Annotated in this window: 20 protein-coding genes and 1 tRNA gene; 13 read left to right on the top strand and 8 right to left on the bottom strand. The window is 68.1% G+C overall.

Going from position 1 to position 18,021, the window contains the following annotated elements; genetic code table 11:
- Positions 1 to 9: 9 nt before the first annotated feature.
- Together VZC37_RS10810 and VZC37_RS10805 are read right to left on the bottom strand one after the other, a co-directional pair.
- Entirely contained in the window at positions 10 to 609 is a 600-nt protein-coding gene (locus VZC37_RS10810; RefSeq protein ID WP_330432448.1) for an isochorismatase family protein, read from the bottom strand.
- Between the two features lie 39 nt (positions 610 to 648).
- On the bottom strand, positions 649 to 1,953 hold the full coding sequence (locus VZC37_RS10805) for a nicotinate phosphoribosyltransferase (RefSeq protein ID WP_330432447.1): 1,305 nt from the start codon (positions 1,951 to 1,953) through the stop codon (positions 649 to 651).
- Positions 1,954 to 2,174: 221 nt separating this feature from the next.
- Between VZC37_RS10805 and clpS the strand changes: the two genes are divergently transcribed.
- From clpS to VZC37_RS10790, 3 genes are read left to right on the top strand one after another with little or no spacing between them, the layout of a single operon-like run.
- Positions 2,175 to 2,444, top strand: coding sequence for an ATP-dependent Clp protease adapter ClpS (clpS, locus tag VZC37_RS10800; RefSeq protein ID WP_330432446.1), 270 nt, complete (start codon positions 2,175 to 2,177; stop codon positions 2,442 to 2,444).
- An 18-nt stretch (positions 2,445 to 2,462) separates the two neighbouring features.
- Positions 2,463 to 3,038, top strand: coding sequence for an oxidative stress transcriptional regulator AosR (gene aosR / locus VZC37_RS10795; RefSeq protein WP_330432445.1), 576 nt, complete (start codon positions 2,463 to 2,465; stop codon positions 3,036 to 3,038).
- 9 nt (positions 3,039 to 3,047) lie between these two features.
- Complete coding sequence (locus VZC37_RS10790) at positions 3,048 to 4,172, top strand: P1 family peptidase (RefSeq protein ID WP_330432444.1); 1,125 nt, start codon at positions 3,048 to 3,050, stop codon at positions 4,170 to 4,172.
- Positions 4,173 to 4,305: 133 nt separating this feature from the next.
- Here the strand turns inward: VZC37_RS10790 and VZC37_RS10785 are convergent, their stop codons facing one another.
- Entirely contained in the window at positions 4,306 to 5,010 is a 705-nt protein-coding gene (locus VZC37_RS10785) for a hypothetical protein (protein WP_330432443.1), read from the bottom strand.
- Positions 5,011 to 5,046: 36 nt separating this feature from the next.
- Between VZC37_RS10785 and VZC37_RS10780 the strand changes: the two genes are divergently transcribed.
- The 9 genes from VZC37_RS10780 (at position 5,047) to rdgB (ending at position 14,010) form a co-directional block, all read left to right on the top strand.
- Positions 5,047 to 8,259: an ATP-binding protein gene (locus VZC37_RS10780; RefSeq protein WP_330432442.1), complete on the top strand. Its 3,213-nt coding sequence runs from the start codon at positions 5,047 to 5,049 to the stop codon at positions 8,257 to 8,259.
- Positions 8,260 to 8,387: 128 nt separating this feature from the next.
- The gene (locus tag VZC37_RS10775; RefSeq protein WP_330432441.1) at positions 8,388 to 8,795 is read left to right on the top strand and encodes a M67 family metallopeptidase; all 408 of its coding nucleotides are present in this window, start codon (positions 8,388 to 8,390) and stop codon (positions 8,793 to 8,795) included.
- A 3-nt stretch (positions 8,796 to 8,798) separates the two neighbouring features.
- Entirely contained in the window at positions 8,799 to 9,074 is a 276-nt protein-coding gene (locus VZC37_RS10770; protein WP_330432440.1) for a MoaD/ThiS family protein, read from the top strand.
- Positions 9,075 to 9,077: 3 nt separating this feature from the next.
- Positions 9,078 to 10,049 carry a PLP-dependent cysteine synthase family protein gene (locus VZC37_RS10765; RefSeq protein ID WP_330432439.1) on the top strand — a complete coding sequence of 324 codons (972 nt, stop codon included), beginning with the start codon at positions 9,078 to 9,080 and terminating at the stop codon, positions 10,047 to 10,049.
- A 119-nt stretch (positions 10,050 to 10,168) separates the two neighbouring features.
- On the top strand, positions 10,169 to 10,810 hold the full coding sequence (locus tag VZC37_RS10760) for a rhomboid family intramembrane serine protease (protein ID WP_330432438.1): 642 nt from the start codon (positions 10,169 to 10,171) through the stop codon (positions 10,808 to 10,810).
- Positions 10,807 to 11,607, top strand: coding sequence for a glutamate racemase (gene murI / locus VZC37_RS10755; protein ID WP_330432524.1), 801 nt, complete (start codon positions 10,807 to 10,809; stop codon positions 11,605 to 11,607). The genes VZC37_RS10760 and murI overlap by 4 nt, the downstream gene beginning before the upstream one ends.
- 78 nt (positions 11,608 to 11,685) lie before the next feature.
- The gene (locus tag VZC37_RS10750) at positions 11,686 to 12,453 is read left to right on the top strand and encodes a cyclic nucleotide-degrading phosphodiesterase (RefSeq protein ID WP_330432437.1); all 768 of its coding nucleotides are present in this window, start codon (positions 11,686 to 11,688) and stop codon (positions 12,451 to 12,453) included.
- Positions 12,454 to 12,626: 173 nt separating this feature from the next.
- Positions 12,627 to 13,382: a ribonuclease PH gene (gene rph / locus VZC37_RS10745; protein WP_330432436.1), complete on the top strand. Its 756-nt coding sequence runs from the start codon at positions 12,627 to 12,629 to the stop codon at positions 13,380 to 13,382.
- A 13-nt stretch (positions 13,383 to 13,395) separates the two neighbouring features.
- Positions 13,396 to 14,010 (top strand): RdgB/HAM1 family non-canonical purine NTP pyrophosphatase, encoded by a 615-nt coding sequence (gene rdgB / locus VZC37_RS10740; protein ID WP_330432435.1) that lies wholly within the window; start codon positions 13,396 to 13,398, stop codon positions 14,008 to 14,010.
- On the opposite strand, the gene VZC37_RS10735 is transcribed toward rdgB, so the two are convergent.
- The 3 genes from VZC37_RS10735 to VZC37_RS10725 form a co-directional block, all read right to left on the bottom strand.
- A complete protein-coding gene (locus tag VZC37_RS10735) occupies positions 13,990 to 15,129 on the bottom strand; it encodes a glycosyltransferase (protein WP_330432434.1) in 1,140 nt (379 codons plus the stop codon). The genes rdgB and VZC37_RS10735 overlap by 21 nt on opposite strands.
- 231 nt (positions 15,130 to 15,360) lie before the next feature.
- Entirely contained in the window at positions 15,361 to 15,705 is a 345-nt protein-coding gene (locus VZC37_RS10730) for a DUF3817 domain-containing protein (protein WP_330432433.1), read from the bottom strand.
- Positions 15,702 to 16,139 carry a transcriptional regulator gene (locus tag VZC37_RS10725; RefSeq protein WP_330432432.1) on the bottom strand — a complete coding sequence of 146 codons (438 nt, stop codon included), beginning with the start codon at positions 16,137 to 16,139 and terminating at the stop codon, positions 15,702 to 15,704. Before VZC37_RS10725 ends, VZC37_RS10730 begins: the two co-directional genes overlap by 4 nt.
- Before the next feature lie 78 nt (positions 16,140 to 16,217).
- Here VZC37_RS10725 and VZC37_RS10720 point away from each other — a divergent pair.
- Positions 16,218 to 16,302, top strand: a tRNA-Leu gene (locus VZC37_RS10720).
- Positions 16,303 to 16,313: 11 nt separating this feature from the next.
- On the opposite strand, the gene VZC37_RS10715 is transcribed toward VZC37_RS10720, so the two are convergent.
- Together VZC37_RS10715 and VZC37_RS10710 are read right to left on the bottom strand one after the other, a co-directional pair.
- A complete protein-coding gene (locus tag VZC37_RS10715) occupies positions 16,314 to 16,910 on the bottom strand; it encodes a thymidine kinase (protein ID WP_330432431.1) in 597 nt (198 codons plus the stop codon).
- Between the two features lie 81 nt (positions 16,911 to 16,991).
- A complete protein-coding gene (locus VZC37_RS10710; protein WP_330432430.1) occupies positions 16,992 to 18,020 on the bottom strand; it encodes a Gfo/Idh/MocA family protein in 1,029 nt (342 codons plus the stop codon).
- Position 18,021 lies beyond the last annotated feature (1 nt).

Genomic DNA, 18,021 nt, shown 5'->3' with positions numbered 1-18,021 from the left:
GGCTGATCGTCACCTGGTGTGCGACGAACCGTCGTAGATCAGGTCGCCGTCGAGCTCGACCCCGGCTTCGCGCATGGCCCCGAGCGCTTTCGCGGACGTTGCCGACGACACCGCCGCGGTGAAATTCAGCAACACCCGGGTGCCGAATCCCTCGCGTACCGCGTCGAGCGCTGTGGCGCGCACGCAGTGATCGGTGGCGATCCCGACGATGTCGACATGACGGATACCGCGATCGCGGAGCCAGTCCGCGAGGCCGGTCCCGTCCTCCGCGGCTCCCTCGAAGCCGGAGTACGCCGCGCTGTAATGGCCCTTCAGGAACTGTTCGTGTGCGGCGGCGGAGTCGAGGTCCGGGTGGAACGCAACCCCTTCGGTTCCGACGCGACAGTGGGGCGGCCACGAGTCGACGTAGTCCGGCTTGTCGGAGAAGTGGTCGCCCGGGTCGATGTGGTAGTCGCGTGTGGCGACGATCGTGCGGTAGTCGCCGAAGAGCTGATTGACCGCGCGGGCGACCGCCGCACCGCCGTTCACGCCGAGTGCGCCGCCTTCGCAGAAATCGTTCTGGATGTCGACGACGATCAGGGCGTGATCCTTCGGGGCCTGGTCTGACATGACTGGCTGTGGTCCTTCCAAAATTTCGAACGACTAGTGCTAGCCGAGTACGTATCGGGTGGGCACGGCCGGATCTCCGTGAGACAGGCCCAAACCCTCCCACGGAAGGCTGACCAGCGCATCCGCGAGGTAGTCGCGGGCATCGGACAGTGTCGGCAGATCCTGGACCGGATCGCCGTCGCGATACAGGGGAATCTGCAACGGCCGCAACGAGAATCCGTTGGCCGACGGTGGTCCGTCGGTGGGCCGGTAGAGCACTTCCTCGACGATGGTGCCCGACGGTCGAGCCAGGCGCGCCGCGGTCTTCGCGCCCCCTTTGGACTCCTTGTGGCTTGCTCGCTTCGCAACCGGCAGGCCGTCGACCTCGACGAGCTTGTAGATCATCCCGGCGGTCGGGGCTCCGCTCCCGGTGACCAGCGACGTCCCGACGCCGTAGGTGTCCACGGGTTCGGCGCGCAGTGACGCGATCGCGTACTCGTCGAGGTCACCCGAGACGACGATCTTGGTGTCTCGGGCGCCGAGTGAATCGAGCTGTTCGCGCACCTGCCGTGCCAGCACGCCGAGATCCCCGGAATCGATGCGCACCCCGCCGAGTCCGGGCCCGGCCACGTCGATCGCGTTGCGGACACCCTGGGAGATGTCGTAGGTGTCCACGAGCAGGGTGGTGCCGATCCCCAGGGCGTCGATCTGGGCCGCGAACGCGGCTTTCTCGTCGGGACCCTGCGGGCCGGAGAAGCCGAGAGTGAAGGCGTGGGCCGCGGTACCGGCGCTCGGCACGCCGTATGTGCGTGCAGCCTCGAGGTTGGAGGTCGCCGCCACTCCCGCGATGTAGGCGGAGCGGGCGCTGGCCACCGCGGCACGCTCATGGGTGCGCCGCGACCCCATCTCGATGATCGGCCGGCCCGCTGCGGCGCTGACCATCCGCGCGGCGGCCGAGGCGATCGCACTGTCGTGATTGAGGATCGACAGGACCAGGGTTTCGAGCAGAACGCCTTCGGCGAAACTCGCCCGGACGGTGAGAATCGGAGAGCCCGGGAAATACAGTTCTCCTTCGCGGTATCCGTCGATGTCGCCCGAGAACCGGTAGTCGCGAAGCCACGCGACGGTGTCGCTGTCCAGAAATCGGCCCACCACGGCCAATTCGTCCTCACCGAAACGGAATCGGGACAACTCGTCGAGGATCCGGCCGGTGCCGGCGACGACGCCGTACCGCCGACCATCCGGCAGCCGGCGCGCGAACACCTCGAACACGCACGGCCGGTGCGCCATCGGGTGCCGCAGTGCGGCGGAGACCATGGTCAGCTCGTACTGATCGGTCAGCAGGGCGGTGTTCTCGATGGTCACAATCGCTTACCCTATGTCCTATGGCGCCTGACGAGACTAGTGCGCACGAGGCTACCGTCCCGGGCGAGCGAAGCGACGGGAGATTCCACAGGGGCGAGCGAAGCGACGGGAGATTCCACAGGGGCGAGCGAAGCGACGGGGAATTCTCCACAGGCGAGCGAAGCGACGGGAGAATCCACAGCGCGCGGCCCGACGACGGCGATTCCGGCGGTACCACGGTCGTGGAACCGGGCGTCGCCGAGAACGCCGAGGCACTCGACAAACCCTGGGTGACGATTGTCTGGGACGATCCGGTCAACCTCATGCGGTACGTCACGTTCGTCTTCCAGAAGGTCTTCGGCTATTCCGAGTCCCATGCCAACCAGCTCATGATGCAGGTGCACACCGAGGGCAAGGCCGTCGTCTCGGCGGGCGAGCGTGACAAGGTGGAGGGCGACGTCCGCAAACTGCACGCCGCCGGTCTGTGGGCAACGATGCAACGAGACAGCTGAGCGGGGAACGACAACCACGTGCGTACCTGGAAACGCAAAGGCCGGGGCTCGTCGCTGCGTATCTGTTCGCAGCTCGATCCTCACGAGGTGGAACTGCTGTCATCGATGGTCACCTCGATGCAGGAGTTGCTCCTCGAACGGGAATCGACCGCACCCACCGATGAACTCTCCGAGGTCACCGGCATCCGAACGGGCCACTCGGAGGCTCCCTCGGACCTGACGCTGGGCCGTTTGTTGCCCGACTTCCACCGTCCCGACCAGGACCGGGCGCCGACTGCCGAGATGGTGAACGGCGAGGTCAACCGCGCGTTGCGGAGCGTGCACGAGCCGCACATCATCTCCGCGAAGATGGCCGCCGCCCAGGTTGTGCTGGACACGCTTCCGCGTGGTGGCGGCGAACTCGCGCTCACCGAGGCGCAGGCGATGGAGTGGTTGACCGCGTTGAACGACGTGCGGCTGGCGCTGGGAGCGATGCTCGGCATCTCCGAGGACACTCCCGATCAGCTCCCGCCGGAACATCCCCATGCCGCCCATCTCGACGTCTACCACTGGCTGACCGTGATGCAGGAACTGCTGGTCGAGGCGTTGATGTGAGGGTCTCGGATGCCTGAGCCACGGTCGGCCGTCGCGGAGCCCGGCAATCGCATCTCCGATGTCGCGGGGATCGTCGTCGGCCATCATCACCGGCTCGATGCGGATGCGACCGTGGCGGATACCGATGGTCGGGTCGAGGGTCGAGGCTGGGCAACCGGAACCACCGTCGTCCGCGTGGACCGATCCGGTGACCGGCCGGCGCCGGTGTGTGCGGTCGATGTCCGGGGTGGTGGCCCGGGCACTCGAGAGACGGATCTGCTGGATCCGGTGAACACCGTCCAGACCGTTCACGCACTGGTGTTGACCGGCGGAAGTGCGTTCGGTCTCGCCGCCGCGGACGGCGTCATGGCGGGGCTGGAGGAGGCGGGCACGGGACTGCCCATGGACGAGTTCGGTCACGTGGTGCCGATCGTTCCCGGCGCGGTGATCTTCGACCTGCCGGTGGGAGACTGGCGTCGGCGACCCGACGCCGAGTTCGGCCGGCTCGCGCTGGAAGCGGCATCGGCCGACTTCCGCGTGGGCAGTGTCGGTGCGGGAGCCGGCGCGCGTGCCGGCGCCCTCAAGGGTGGTATCGGTACGGCCTCTCTCACCCTCGATGAGGGCCCCGCCGCCGGGGTCACCGTCGGCGCGTTGATGGTGGTCAATCCGGTCGGCACGGTCATCGATCCGGCGACGGGTCTCCCGTGGGGGGCGACCGCCGACGACCTTCGTCGGCATGGTCTGCGTGCACCTGCGGCGGAGGAGGTCTCGGCATACGCAGAGCTGGTGGCGAAACAGACGGTGCTCAACACCACGATCGGTGTCGTCGCCACCGATGCGGCCCTGGAGCCGGCCGCCACCCGCAGGGTGGCGATGGCGGGCCACGACGGCCTGGCGCGCGCCATCCTGCCTGCTCACTCACCGCTTGACGGTGACACGATCTTCGCGGTGTCGACGGGTGGTGTCCGGCCGGAGTCCGTCGTCGAGGTTCCGGCGGGAATGAACCCGGACGTCACCGTGCTTGCCGAGGTCTGTCGTGCGGCGGCAGCGGTGGTGCAGCAGGCCATCGTGGCAGGTGTGCTGTCGGCGGAATCGGTGGCAGGCATCCCGTCGTTCGGCGATGTGCTGCCGTCCGCGCTGTCCGTTTCTCCCTGACATCCGATCGCCACCCACCGGCTCGCCGACATGGGCGCGACGACGCGCACCGGGCCGCGTGGCGCGGTCCGGTGCGGCAACGGTTGCGAGATCAGCGGGCGGTATCGGCAGTCCGGGTTCCGGTCGATCGGAACTATTTCCGCAGGCCCCGCGGGTGGCGCACCATCAGGACGCCGATCGCGGCGAACGCGATGCTGCGGGGTGCCTCGTAGATGAACCCGGAGATGCCCTGGACGGCCGGGATCGGCAGGAAGAACCCGGCCATGCCCAGGAGGGTGAGGATTGCGATCCATCGCGGCACCGTGCGGTTGCGCAGCAGGCTGGCGCCGAGGAGCGCCATCCCGAGGAGCATGGCGGCACCGCCGACGACGTTGAGCATCTCGACACCGCGCGACTCGATCATGTGCCCGTTGTCGGCGATCAGATGCGCGGTCTCGGGATTCTCCGCGAGTGGATGGGCGACGAACATCTCGATCGTCAGGTGGGCGGCACCGGTGACGATGTTGGCGATCAGGTAGGTGAGGATGCCGATGAAGCCGGCCATCCCGATCCGGGGCCGCATCCAGGCGTACATTCCCGGCAGCCCGAGAATCACGAGCACCGTACCGATGCCGATGAGCGACTGGGCGAGAGGTGTTCCGGGAGCGGTGAGGGCCGCGACGGAGTGGGCCTCGCCGTCGACGATGGGGTGCAGGACCCCGCCGGTCAGAGTGAGGACACCGCTGATACTCAGCGCGGTGCCGCACATCCGCAGTACAGTTTCGCGAGACGGACCACCGGGAGCGACGAGATCGTCGGCGCCGGTAGGGGTGAGCAGGAGTGCTTGTGTGTTGGTCATGAGCAAAGCCTCGGCGAGAGCGCTGGTGTGATGCTGGTGCGCGACTTGTCGGACGACGCCTCCGAACACCGCCCGGCGATCGCGGTCCTCGGATCCCTCGAAGTGCGTGCACCCGATGGCGACCTCGTTCCCATCTCGGCTCGCCGACACGTCGATCTTCTGGCGATCCTCGCCGCCGAGCGCAGCGTTCGTTCGGCGGGGTATCTGTGTGAACTGCTCTGGCGAGGTGATCCGCCGGACAGCGCCCTGGTGACCTTGCAAGGCTACGTGCTGCGCCTGCGTCGTGCGCTGAAGGCGGTGCCGGACATCCGGATCGACACCGAGGGCGGCGGATACGTCCTGAGGTGCACCGGTCCCAGTACGGACCTCGATCTTTTGGACGTGCTGTCGCGCGACGCCCGTGAGGCATCCGCGGACGGGGACGTCGAACGCGCGGTGACACTCCTCGCCGGCGCGTTACGACTGTGGCGTGGCGATGCGCTCGCCGACATCGACGACATCACCGAGATCGCGCCGGAGCGCGCCCGACTCGACGAACTGCGCTCCGAACTCACCGAGATGTGTGCCGAAGGTCTGATCACACTGGGCCGTGCGCGGCAGGCGGTCTCCATCCTCACCGAGGCGCGTGGTCGACATCCGTTGCGGGAGGGCACAGCCCGTCTGCTCGCCTTGGCCCTCCGGGACAGCGGCCGGACATCGGAGGGACTCGACGTCCTGGTCGACGTGCGTCGGCGTCTGCGTGACGAACTCGGCCTGGACCCTGCAGTCGACACGGTCCGCGTCGAGGCCGAACTGCGTAGCCCGGTGGCCGCTGAGACGACGGCTGCGCCGGTCACCCGCCTCGTCGGGCGCGGGGATGCCACGGTCGCGATCGACCGGGCATGGCGCAACAGCACAACCGAACTCACCGTCGTCACCGTGCGCGGTGCGGCCGGCATCGGAAAGTCGGCGCTGTTGGCCGACGCGCTGCAACGGCATCGGGCGCCTGCCCTGTTCGCAGGTGGTCCCGCCGGGGCGAAGAACAGTGCGCTGGAGGCGGTCTCGACATGGTTGGACCAGCTCGCCGTCGATGGACGGACCGTCCCGGAGAATCCCACGCCCCGCAGCCTCGCGGCGTTGCTGGCCGCGCTGGCCCGCGAGACGGGGCACGTCGTCGCCGTCATCGAGGATGCGCATCGGGTCGACATCGACTCATTGCGGATGATCGCCGCCGCCGCGCGGGTGATACGCGGACAGCCCGTGGTGATGCTGATGACCGTTCGTGACGACCCCATGGCCGCAGACGTCGACGAGGCGTTGCGAACACTGCGTTCCGCCGGCACACATCACCTGATCGACCTTGTCGGCCTGACCGACACCGACGTGTCCGCGATCGTGGACGCCGAGTTGGGTTCCGCCGCATCCGGGGTCCGCGCGATGATCATCGAGCAGAGTGCCGGGAGTCCGTTCGTGGCCGCGCAACTGTGCGATCTCGTCCGGGCAGGCCGTGACCTGACCCCGGGAATCGCGACCGCCGAGGTCATCCGGATGAAACTCGACTTCGTCTCCGACCCGGCTCGCCGGCTCGCCGAACTCCTCGCGGTCATCGGTTCGCGCGCCACCCTCGGGCTCGCCATGACCGCCGACGCGGAGCCGCAGTTCGACGACCGGTTACGTGAGCTGGTCACCGCGCAGATCGTCCGGACAGCCGACGGTTTCATCGAGTTTGCGCACGATCTGGTGCGTGGCGCGGTCCTCGACCGCGTCGGCGCCGGACGCCGGGCAGACCTGCATCGTCGGGTCGCCGACGCGCTCGAGAGCACCACGCCCGGCGCGGCCACCGCCATCGCGTCCCATCGCAGCGCGGCAGCAATGAACCGGCTGGACCCGTCTGCCGCCGAGGCCTGCGCCTCGGCAGCTCGAACCGCTCTGCGGCACAGTGCGTTCCACGATTGCGTCGAGTTCTGCACACGGGGGCTGCGGCACGCGGGACCGTCCGAGCGGCACCTGCGCATCGAACTCGACTCCCTTGCCGGTCAGGCGCAGACACGGCTCGGAGACTACGACGCCGCAGCCGCCTCGTTCGATCGCGCCGGCCGCACCTGCGCCGACGTCGGCGATTGGCTCGGACTGGGCCGGGTGGCCCTGCTGGGGTCGCAGAGCGGGGTGGGCGGATACTTCTCGGGCTACGGCGTCGTGCAATCGGGTTCGGCTGCGCTGCGCACACAGGCTCTCGCGCACCGCGACGAACTGCCGGACCGCCTGGTGGCGGAGCTGGAGGCCGTCGAAGCCGTCGAACGAGCGGTCCACGGCATCCCCGGCGATCTCGACCATCTCGCCGATGCGCGCGCCCGGTGCGAGCCGGGCAGCGATGCGTGGCAGCAGGTGAAGCTCGCCGAGTTCATCTGTATCTGGGATCCGGCCACCGTCGCCGAACGCAGCACGATCGCCGACGAGCTCTCCGATCTCGCCGGCGCCGACCTGGCGGCGCGTGCGACGGCGCTGCATCTGCGCCGGGTGTGCGCGCTGGAGTCGGGTGATCTGCGTCTGGTGCGTCGGCTGTCCGCCGAGTTCGCCCGGACCTCGGTCGATGGTGGCAACGACACGGCCGCGATGCAGTTGTGGTGGCGCGTGATGATCGCCGTACTCCGCGGCGACTACGAACGATCTCGACAACTGATGGAGGCCGTCGAGAACATGGGCGCCGTCGACGGACCTGCGCGCCTGCTCGCCGAGGCTTCGATGCTGACCAGCCGTTCGATCGAGTTGTGGCACAAGGGCCGTCTCGCGGAGGCGATGCCCGAGGTCGACCGCATGATCGAGGACTTCGATGACGACTTCGCTTTGGTCGCCGCCATGGGGGCTGCCGAACTCGGCGAGCACGGCCGTGCATTGCGGCTGATCGAGACGATCCTCGCCCAACCCGGTCGCATGCACGGCCCCCGCCTGGTGACCCGTGTCCCGCTGCTCATCGAGGCATTGCTGATGGTTGCCCGCGATCCCCGGTACCGCAGCGAGGCCCAGGCGTTCGCGGAGCGACTCGAGCCCCACACCGAAGGATGGGGGGACACGTTGCTGGTGCAGTGGCCGGGCCTGGTGTGCCTCGGTCCGTCCGGGCTGTACCGCGGGACCGTTCGCGCGGTCCTGGGGCGGCCCGACGCCCGAGACCAGGTGGTCGCCGCGATGAACCGCGCCCGGGCCGTCGGTGCCCTGCCGTACGAGAAGCGAGCGGCGGAGCGGCTGACGATGTGGCCGTTCGTGGCGGACTAGCGCCGGGGTGACTGCCACGGTCCGCGTCTCGAGGAATAGCGTGATCGGCATCGGCGTTGATCGCCGTTGTAGTCCGTCACCCGGGGTGACCGATTGTCCATCAGGCCGAAGTTCAGGAGGACGAGGGAGTGCTGACGATCAGCCAGGAACTGGTTGACGCCATGGTTGAGCATGCACGTGCCGACCATCCCGACGAGGCGTGCGGGGTGATCACCGGCCCCGAAGGCTCGGATCGTCCGGAACGCTTCATCGCGATGATCAACGCTGAGCGGTCGCCGACCTTCTATCGCTTCGATTCCGCCGAACAGCTCAAGGTGTGGCGGGAGATGGACCGACGCGACGAGGAGCCGGTCGTGATCTACCACTCGCACACCGCGACCGAGGCGTACCCGAGCCGGACCGACATTTCGTACGCCAGCGAACCCAATGCCCACTATGTCCTGGTGTCGACGCGTGAGCCCGACACCGCCGAGATCCGGAGCTATCGCATCGTCGATGGCGTGGTGACCGAAGAGCCGATCGAGATCAGGAGCTGACCCATGGCCGTAACCGTGTCCATCCCGACCATCCTGCGCACCCACACGGGGGGTGAGAAGCGTGTCGAGGCCACCGGTTCGACGCTGTCGGAGATCATCGACAACCTCGAGTCCGGCAACCCCGGCATCAAGGAGCGCCTGGTGGCCGACGGCAAACTCCATCGCTTCGTCAACGTGTACGTCAACGACGAAGACGTCCGGTTCTCCGGCGGTCTCGACACATCCGTCGACGACGGCGACGACGTCACGATCCTGCCTGCCGTCGCCGGCGGCCAGTAGTCCGTGGCGCGGTACACGTCCCTGATCGAGTCGGTCGGTCACACCCCACTGATCGGACTGCGTCGGTTGTCGCCCCGGTGGGACGAGACGGCCGAGGGGCCACACGTGCGGCTGTGGGCCAAGCTCGAGGACCGCAACCCCACCGGCTCGATCAAGGACCGTCCCGCTCTGCGGATGATCGAACAGGCCGAGCGGGACGGACTGCTCGCGCCGGGCTCGATCATCCTCGAGCCGACGAGCGGCAACACCGGCATCTCGCTGGCCATGGCCGCCAAACTCAAGGGCTATCAACTCATCTGCGTCATGCCCGAGAACACATCCGAGGAGCGGCGCTCGTTGTTGCGGATGTTCGGCGCCCAGATCATCTCGTCGCCCGCCGCGGGTGGGTCCAACACCGCGGTCGCGATGGCCAAGGAGCTGGCTGCCGAGCACCCCGAGTGGGTGATGCTCTATCAGTACGGCAACGAGGCCAACATGCTCGCGCACTACGAGGGCACCGGCCCCGAGCTGTACACGGATCTGCCCGAGATCACCCACTTCGTGGCGGGCCTCGGGACCACCGGAACCCTGATGGGTGTCGGTCGTTACCTGCGTGAACAGAATCCCGACATCGAGATCGTCGCGGCCGAACCCCGCTACGGCGACGAGGTGTACGGTCTGCGGAACATCGACGAGGGCTTCGTGCCTGAGCTCTACGACGACACGGTGCTCACTCGTCGCTTCTCGGTGCAGGGAGTCGACGCCGTGGCCCGGGTCCGGGAACTCATCGACACCGAGGGCATCTTCGCCGGCATCTCGACCGGAGCCATCCTGCAGGCCGCGCGTGGGATCGGCCGCAAGGCGATGAAGAACGGTCAGCGCGCCGACATCGGCCTGGTCATCCCCGATGCCGGGTGGAAGTATCTGAGCACCGGCGCGTACGAAGGTAGCCTGGAGGAGGCAGAGCAGGCGTTGGAAGGCCAGCTCTGGGCGTGAGTAGCGCTTCACGGACCCGACATATCTCGATGGTCGAGTAGCGACGAGCGAGCGCAGCGAGCCCGACGCGTATCGAGACCCCCGACGCGTATCAAGACCAGGTACCGACAGGAAGACCAATGACCGTCAACCCCGCGCCTCCCGGATCGGGCACCACGGGCGCCCGCCCCCTGTGGCAGCGGTCGGTGATCATCATGGCCGCGATCACCGCGCTCCTGTTCGTCATCGAGGCAGTCGACGCGGCAGGCGATTTCCGGATGGACTACCGATTCGGCATCATCTCGCGAGAGGTGTACGGACTCGACGGGATCGCGTGGTCGCCGCTTCTGCATGCAGACTGGGCGCATCTCATCGGAAATCTGACCGTCGGCGTCGTCCTCGGATTCCTCCTGCTTCTGGCTCGCCGTTTCCTCATCGTCACCGCGGTCGTCTGGATCGTCTCCGGAGTCGGCGTCTGGCTATTCGGACCGTCCGACACTGCGACGGTCGGCGCCTCTGGGGTCATCTTCGGGTGGCTCACGTACCTATTGCTCCGTGGCCTGTTCAATCGCAACATCTGGCAGATCCTGGGCGGACTGGTGCTGTTCGCGATCTACGGGTCGATCCTCTGGGGGGTGCTTCCCACCGATCCGACGGTGTCGTGGCAGGGCCATCTCTTCGGTGCCTTCGGCGGCGTGATCGCCGCCTGGTTCCTGGCGGACCGTGACCGCCGCAAGTCCAAGAAGGCTGCCACGCAGCAATTCCCGGGGGTGCGGTCATAGGGCCCGAGCACGCCCCCATCGGGATCTTCGACTCCGGTGTGGGCGGTCTGACAGTGGCAAGGGCCATCATCGACCTCCTTCCCGACGAGGACGTCATCTACATCGGGGACACCGCCAACGGGCCATACGGGCCGCTCGCCATCCCCGACATCCGCCGCCACGCACTGGCGATCGGCGACGATCTGGCCGAGCGGGGCGTGAAGGCGATCGTCATCGCGTGCAACACCGCGTCGGCCGCGTGTCTACGCGACGCACGTGAGCGCTACGCTCCCATCCCGGTCGTCGAGGTCGTCCTGCCGGCGGTTCGACGCGCGGTGGTGGCGACCAGGTCCGGCCGTATCGGAGTGATCGGCACCAAGGCCACGATCGCCTCACGCGCATACCAGGATTCCTTCGCGGCGGCCCGCGACGCCGAGATCACCGCCGTCGCCTGCCCGCGGTTCGTCGATTTCGTGGAACGGGGGATCACCAGCGGCCGCCAGATCCTCGGTCTCGCGCAGGGATACCTGGAACCGTTGCAGGAGGCCGACGTCGACACCGTCGTGCTCGGCTGCACCCATTATCCGTTGCTGTCCGGTGTCATCCAGCTGGCGATGGGCGATCAGGTCACGTTGGTCTCGAGCGCCGAGGAGACCGCCAAGGATCTGTTCCGGGTGCTCACCGAACTCGATCTGTTGCATCCCCACACCGACCGCGATGCGGTCCGGGAGTTCCGGGCAACCGGCGATCCGGAGTTCTTCGCTCGTTTGTCGACCCGGTTCCTCGGGCCGTCGATCGGTCAGGTGCAGCACCTCTGAACCCGACCGGGTCATCGTTGGACAGTTGTGACCCTGTAGGCGAGTCCCGGTTCGACCCCGCGTGGCACAGTAGGGCGTATGCGTTTGACCGTCCTCGGGTGTTCCGGAAGTGTGGGCGGGCCCGGTAGTGCCTGCTCGGGCTACCTCCTCTCGGTCGACGGCGAACGGCCGGTCCTGATGGACTGCGGACCGGGGGTACTCGGTGAACTCCAGGGTCGGGCGGACCCCGTCGAGGTCGACGTGGTGCTCAGCCACCTGCATGCCGATCACTGCCTGGATCTGCCCGCGATGCTGGTGTGGCGCCGCTATGCGCCGCGCCCCGCCGAGGAGCGGGCCCGTCTGTACGGGCCGCCCGGCACCGCGGTGCGGATCGGCTCGGCATCGTCGGAGATCAGCGGCGAGGTCGACGACATCTCCGACACCTTCCAGACCATCGAGTGGGAGGATCGCGTCGACGTCGACCTGCGCGGGATGACCATCACACCGGTCCGCGTCAACCACCCGCCGGAGACCTTCGGGCTGCGGGTGACCGGGCCCGACGGCCAGGTCGTCGCGTTCAGCGGTGACACCGGCATGTGCGACGAGGTCGTCGAGGTCGCCGAAGCGGCCGATATCTTCCTGTGCGAGGCGACCTGGACGCACGCACCGGACGACCGGCCACCCAATCTGCACCTGTCCGGGTACGAGGCGGGCCAGATCGCCACCAAGGCGGGCGTGCGTTCCCTGGCCCTGACCCACCTGGCCCCCTGGTACGACGCCGAGGAGATCCTCGCGGAGGCGCGCTCGACCTTCTCCGGTCCGGTGAACCTCGTCCGGCCCGGTCAGATCTTCGACCTGGTGCCCTGAGCAGTGAATCACCCGGTGCCCGAGTAGCGACGTCCAACCGTGGCCCCACCCGGTGGTCGAGCGACGCTTTCCAACCGATGGTCGAGTAGCGACGTGCGAGCGCAGCGAGCCCGACGCGTATCGAGACCTCCCGCCTCGGCCGCCTCCGGTGCCCCATCGTTAGAGTTGGTGCCGTGACGACACGAGCTGACGGCAGGGCCGACGACGAACTCCGACCGATCACCTTCACCCGCGGTTTCACGACCCATCCGGCGGGTTCTGTACTGGTCGAATTCGGTGCCACGCGCGTGATGTGCACGGCGAGCGTGACCGAGGGCGTGCCCCCCTGGCGGCGCGGCTCGGGCCTCGGCTGGCTGACCGCCGAGTATGCGATGCTGCCGTCGTCGACCCACGAGCGGTCGAGCCGGGAGTCGGTGAAGGGTCGCGTCGGTGGCCGGACTCACGAGATCAGCCGACTCGTCGGCCGGTCGCTGCGGGCCTGTATCGACCTCGGCGCACTCGGCGAGAACACCATCGCGATCGACTGCGACGTGCTGCAGGCCGACGGCGGCACCCGAACCGCCGCGATCACAGGTGCCTACGTCGCATTGGCCGACGCCATCACCTATCTGAAAGCCGCCGATCGGCTGAACGATCCACAACCGTTGTCGTGCATGATCGCCGCGGTGAGTGTGGGCGTCGTGGACGGCCGGGTGCGAATCGATCTTCCCTACGAGGAGGACGCGCGTGCCGAGGTCGACATGAACGTGGTCGCCACCGATGCCGGCACATTGGTCGAGGTCCAGGGCACCGGAGAAGGCGCCACCTTCCCGCGCGCCACCCTCGACAAGCTGCTCGATGTCGCGATGGCCGGTACGGAGAAGCTCTTCGAGGCGCAGCGTGAGGTGCTCGCCGCGCCGTATCCCGGCACACTCCCGACCAAGTCCTGACAACGGGGTCCTGATGCCGAAACTGCTGGTGGCCAGCCGCAACGCCAAGAAGCTGGTCGAACTGCAGCGAGTGCTCGACGCGGCCGGTATCGACGGTATCGAGGTCATCGGACTCGATACCGTGGACGAGTACCGAGAGGTGCCGGAGACGGGCGCGACGTTCGAGGACAACGCTCTGATCAAGGCGGTCGCCGGTGTAGAAGCAACCGGATTGGCATGTCTGGCAGATGATTCCGGACTGTCGGTGGACGCACTGAACGGAATGCCGGGGGTGCTGTCGGCACGGTGGAGCGGCCGCCACGGCGACGATCAGGCCAACAATGATCTGTTGCTGGCCCAGATCTCCGATGTGCCCGACGAGCGGCGGGGCGCGGCATTTGTGTCCGCCTGCGCGCTGGTGGTCCCGTCGGGGGAGCGAACCGTGGTGCGCGGGGAGTGGCGGGGCACGATCCTGCGCGAGCCACGAGGTGCCAACGGCTTCGGATACGATCCGTTGTTCGCGCCCGATGATGCTGTGGCGCAGGGGCGTTCGTCGGCCGAGCTGTCGGCTCAGGAGAAGGACGCGCTCAGTCACCGGGGCACGGCGCTGGCGCGACTGGTGCCGACTTTACGGTCGCTGGCCGACTGACACCGGCTCGCCCTCCGCCCCGCGGTGGATGGCCAGCATCCGTGCCACCGAATCGGGCCAACGGAACAGTGCTGCACGACGTCGCGCCGCGGATTCCCGCTCCGGGCGGGGGAGTTCGAGCACCTGCTCGATGGCCTCGGCGAACCCGGCCGCAGTATTGTGCGCCAGCGCACCGCAGGTGGGATCGACGAGGCCGGCGACGGCCGAGGACCGCGACGCCACCACCGGGGTACCCGACGCCAACGACTCCAGCGCGGACAGACAGAACGTCTCGTGCGGCCCGGGTGCCAGGGAGATCTCGGTTGTCGCCAACAATGCGGCCACCTGCCGGCGGTCGGCAAGGTGGCCCAGAAAGGTGACCGGCAGGCCGCGAGCGGCGCGCTGCAGCGCCGGTCTGCGGGGGCCGTCCCCGGCGACGACGAGATGGACCCGTCGCCGTGACGAGTGCAGTTCGGCGATGGCCGCGATGCTGCGGTCCGGCCGCTTCTCCGGCGACAGCCGACCGCAATGGGTGATGAGAGTGGTTGTGTCGTCGGCGAAGCGCGCCCCGACCTCGGGGTCGGCATGGCGCGGATCGAAGACGTCGAGGTCCACCCCCAACGGTGCGTGCCGCACGTTGGTCGCCCCGATCCGGCCGAACTCGGCGGCGGCGAAATCGGTGGTGCACACCACGGTGTCGAACGATCGCGCGGTGCGGCGGTTGGCCTCGTCGGCCATCGAGCGGGCCACCGGATGTGGCATCGCCATGCTCAGCAGGCGGTCGAGCCGCTCGTGCGAGACCATCGTCGAGTGCACGTCCCGGTCGCGGGCCCAGCGTCCGAAGCCACGGAGCGTCAGCCGATCCGAGACCTCGAGAGCGTCCGGCCGCAGGTGGCGAAGGATGTCCGCGACCCGACCGGGTGACGCCACCCGATAGCCGCCCGAGAACGGCAGCCGGGGTGCGCGGACGGACAGACGATGGACACCGGAGGGCAGCGTCTCGGCACCGTCGTGCGCTCCCGGAACGACGAGCACCACCTCGTGGCCCTCGGCGACATACCCGGCTCCCCACCGATCCACCGCGGTCCGGAGGCCGCCCGAGCGTGCCCCGTAGAAATTGGCGAGTTGCACGATGCGCACCCGCTCAGTGTTGTCCGTGGTGGGTGAACGGATGCCGACCACGGCGTCACGAGGCGGCGATCACCTCGTGAACCTCTCGTTGTGTCGGCATGGCCCTTCGTGACGACCCTCCGCAAGCTCCGGGTCTCCTCAGGGATCGGGTGGTGACGACCCGCCGCACGCTCAGGTTCGGGTGGTGTCTCTGACCGTTCCCTGAGGAGCGAGGCGCTAGCCGAGCGTCACGAAGGGCGGTCAGAGACCGAACTCCGCCTTCACTTCCTGGGTGCGCTTGTGCTCGAACCAGAACGACAGGAACGGGATGGTGCCCGCGATGCATGTCGAGATGATCTTGCCGAGGGGCCAGCGGACCTTGATGGCGAGGTCGATGGTCAGGATCAGATACACGAAGTAGACCCAGCCGTGCACGATCGGGACGAAATCGAGTGCGTCGACGTCGAAGCCGTACTTCAACACCAGCTCGGCGACGAGCAGCAGCAACCACAGGCCGGTGATCCACGCCAGGACGCGGTAGCGCAGCAAGGCGCCGCGGACCTTCTCCACGGGGGTCGTCGTGCCTGTGTCGGTCGTGTCGGTCACCTCGGGCGTTCCTCACTGCTCACGTCGGGATGGTCGGACCGATCGAGATCGGCCAGGAATGTGTTGTACTCGGCCAGCGCGGAGTCCTCACCCGCCGAGGGGCGCGAGGCCAACGAGGAAGCGCTCGGCGTCGTCGGCCGGTCGGGCAGGATGCCTGCCGGGATCTCGGTCGGGCCTTTGGTGCCGTGTGCGACCTTGCTCTGCTCCGCCGAGTTGTTCTCCAGCACCACGAACCGGCGGTAGGCCCAGAGCACCGCGACGGCGAACGCGGGCCACTGCAGGGCGTACCCGAGGTTCTGCGCCGTCCCCGACGACGACTCGTATCGATCCCACTGCCACCAGGCCAGCGTCAGACAGGCCACCGCAGCGATGACCACCAGCGCGATGAGCGCCGGCCGGTGCCTGCGCCGCGGGGTCGACGAACCTGACTGCATACCCTCGACGGTACCTGGCCAGCGATGATCGGCTCGCGGGCGGTACGCTGACCCCGGCGCCGGTGTGGCCGGCGACACGCGCGAGTGGCGGAATTGGCAGACGCGCTGGATTTAGGTTCCAGTGTCTACGGACGTGGGGGTTCAAGTCCCCCCTCGCGCACCACGTGCGGTTGATCAGCGTGCCGCGCGGCCTTTCACGTAGTGGCGTCGGCACAGGGCCCGATAGACGACAGGTCCGTCGTGGGTGTCGCCCACCGCGATAACCGCACCCGTCCGGGCCACCCGTCCGTCGACGATGCGCGCGTTGAGGAATCCCGGCCGGCCGCACCAGCACAGCACGATCGCCTGCATCCGGTGGACCTCGTCGGCGATCTCCACGAGTCTGGCCGAGCCCGGGAACAGCACCGACCGGAAGTCGGTGAGCAGACCAAAGGTGAACGCGTCGATCCCGGCGTCGTCGACGATGCGCGCCAGCTGATCGACCTGGGTCGGGGTGAGGAACTGGGCCTCGTCGCAGACGAGGTAGTCGAGTTCTTGACGCTCGTGGTGGCCCAGCACCGTCGCCCGGAGATCCTCGCCGGGGCCGAGAGCGACCGCATCCGCACTCAGACCGATCCGGCTGGTCACCTCGGCCTCGCCTGAGCGATCGAGAGTGGTCAGGAGAAGTCCCGTTCGCCCCTGTTGTCCTTGGTTGAAGTGGGTCTGCAGCGCGAACGTCGACTTCCCGGCACCCATCGGCCCGTGGTAGAAGATCAGCTCCGCGCCGCTCATCGCAGGCCCGCGCCCGGAGAAGGTGTCATCGCCATGATCTTGCCGGACGCTGCCGGCACATGCGTGCCGATGGGCCGGGGGTCAGCGTTCTCCGGGGAAGACGATCCCGAGCTCTGCACGGACCCGGTCCATCACCTCGAGCGTGCCGATCACATCGGTCGGTGGGTGGATGGCCGAGTCGACCGCGCCGTCGGCGATCCGACGTGCCGCGTCCGAGGCCGAGAAGTGCAGACCATCCGCGTGCGGCGCGTGGTTCTCCTCGTGCGTGAGTGGCTCGGCCCCGCGGGGGACGAGCCGGAACGGGCCCGGCTGGTAGAACGGGCCGGGCAGTTCCAGGTAGGCGTCCTCGCCCGCGACGAAAGCCGTGGTCGGCGTGTTCGACAGGATCGTCGTGTTCACCAGCGATTGACCTCCACCGACGTGCCCGAGCGTGGCCGAGATCTGTCCGTTCAGTTCCTCGTTGGCCGACTGCCCCAACGCGGCCACCGTCTCCACGTCACCGAGGATCCACCGCGCGAACGCGATCGGATAGGTCCCCAGATCCAGCATCGGTCCGCCGGCGAGTGCCGGATCGTAGATTCGGTGATCGGGGGTGAAGAATTCCCCGTGGTCGGCCACGACTGTGTGGATCGTGCCGAGCAGGCCGTCATCGAGGATCTGGCGGACGACGTCGAACTTGGGCAAGAATCGGGTCCACATCGCCTCGCCGGCAAAGACCCCCGCCGCTCGTGCGGCCGCGAAGATCTCGCGTGCCTGAGCGGCGTTGATCCCCATCGGTTTCTCGACCAGTACGTGTTTGCCGGCCGCGATCGCGTCGAGCGCACATCGATGATGCTGGGGGTGCGGTGTGCTCACGTACACGATGTCGACGTCGGGATCGCCGACCAGCGCTTGGTAACTGCCGTGCGCAACAGGGAGGCCCATCCGACGCGCGAACTCCTCGGCGCGGTCGGCGGACCGTGAACCGACCGCGCTCACCTCCTGCGGCGTGTGCTCGAGGAGACTTGCGACGAAACGCTCCGCGATCCAACCGGGCCCCAGGATGCCCCAGCGCAGTCTCGGTGCGGTCGAAGGGTCGGGAGTCCGTGCCGAGGGGAGGCGTACGCCCACG

Origin of the sequence: Gordonia sesuvii, assembly GCF_036350415.1 — a bacterium.
Classification (GTDB): Bacteria; Actinomycetota; Actinomycetes; order Mycobacteriales; family Mycobacteriaceae; genus Gordonia; species Gordonia sesuvii.
Note: the sequence above shows the minus strand (reverse complement) of the source record. Positions and strands in the feature narration are given on the sequence as shown.

Coding starts and splice junctions, on each gene's coding strand:
- VZC37_RS10810 (WP_330432448.1), bottom strand. CDS start 609: ATGTCAGACCAGGCCCCGAAGGATCACGCCCTGATCGTCGTCGACATC.
- VZC37_RS10790 (WP_330432444.1), top strand. CDS start 3,048: ATGCCTGAGCCACGGTCGGCCGTCGCGGAGCCCGGCAATCGCATCTCC.
- VZC37_RS10785 (WP_330432443.1), bottom strand. CDS start 5,010: ATGACCAACACACAAGCACTCCTGCTCACCCCTACCGGCGCCGACGAT.
- VZC37_RS10770 (WP_330432440.1), top strand. CDS start 8,799: ATGGCCGTAACCGTGTCCATCCCGACCATCCTGCGCACCCACACGGGG.
- VZC37_RS10760 (WP_330432438.1), top strand. CDS start 10,169: ATGACCGTCAACCCCGCGCCTCCCGGATCGGGCACCACGGGCGCCCGC.
- VZC37_RS10750 (WP_330432437.1), top strand. CDS start 11,686: ATGCGTTTGACCGTCCTCGGGTGTTCCGGAAGTGTGGGCGGGCCCGGT.
- rdgB (WP_330432435.1), top strand. CDS start 13,396: ATGCCGAAACTGCTGGTGGCCAGCCGCAACGCCAAGAAGCTGGTCGAA.
- VZC37_RS10725 (WP_330432432.1), bottom strand. CDS start 16,139: ATGCAGTCAGGTTCGTCGACCCCGCGGCGCAGGCACCGGCCGGCGCTC.
- VZC37_RS10715 (WP_330432431.1), bottom strand. CDS start 16,910: ATGAGCGGCGCGGAGCTGATCTTCTACCACGGGCCGATGGGTGCCGGG.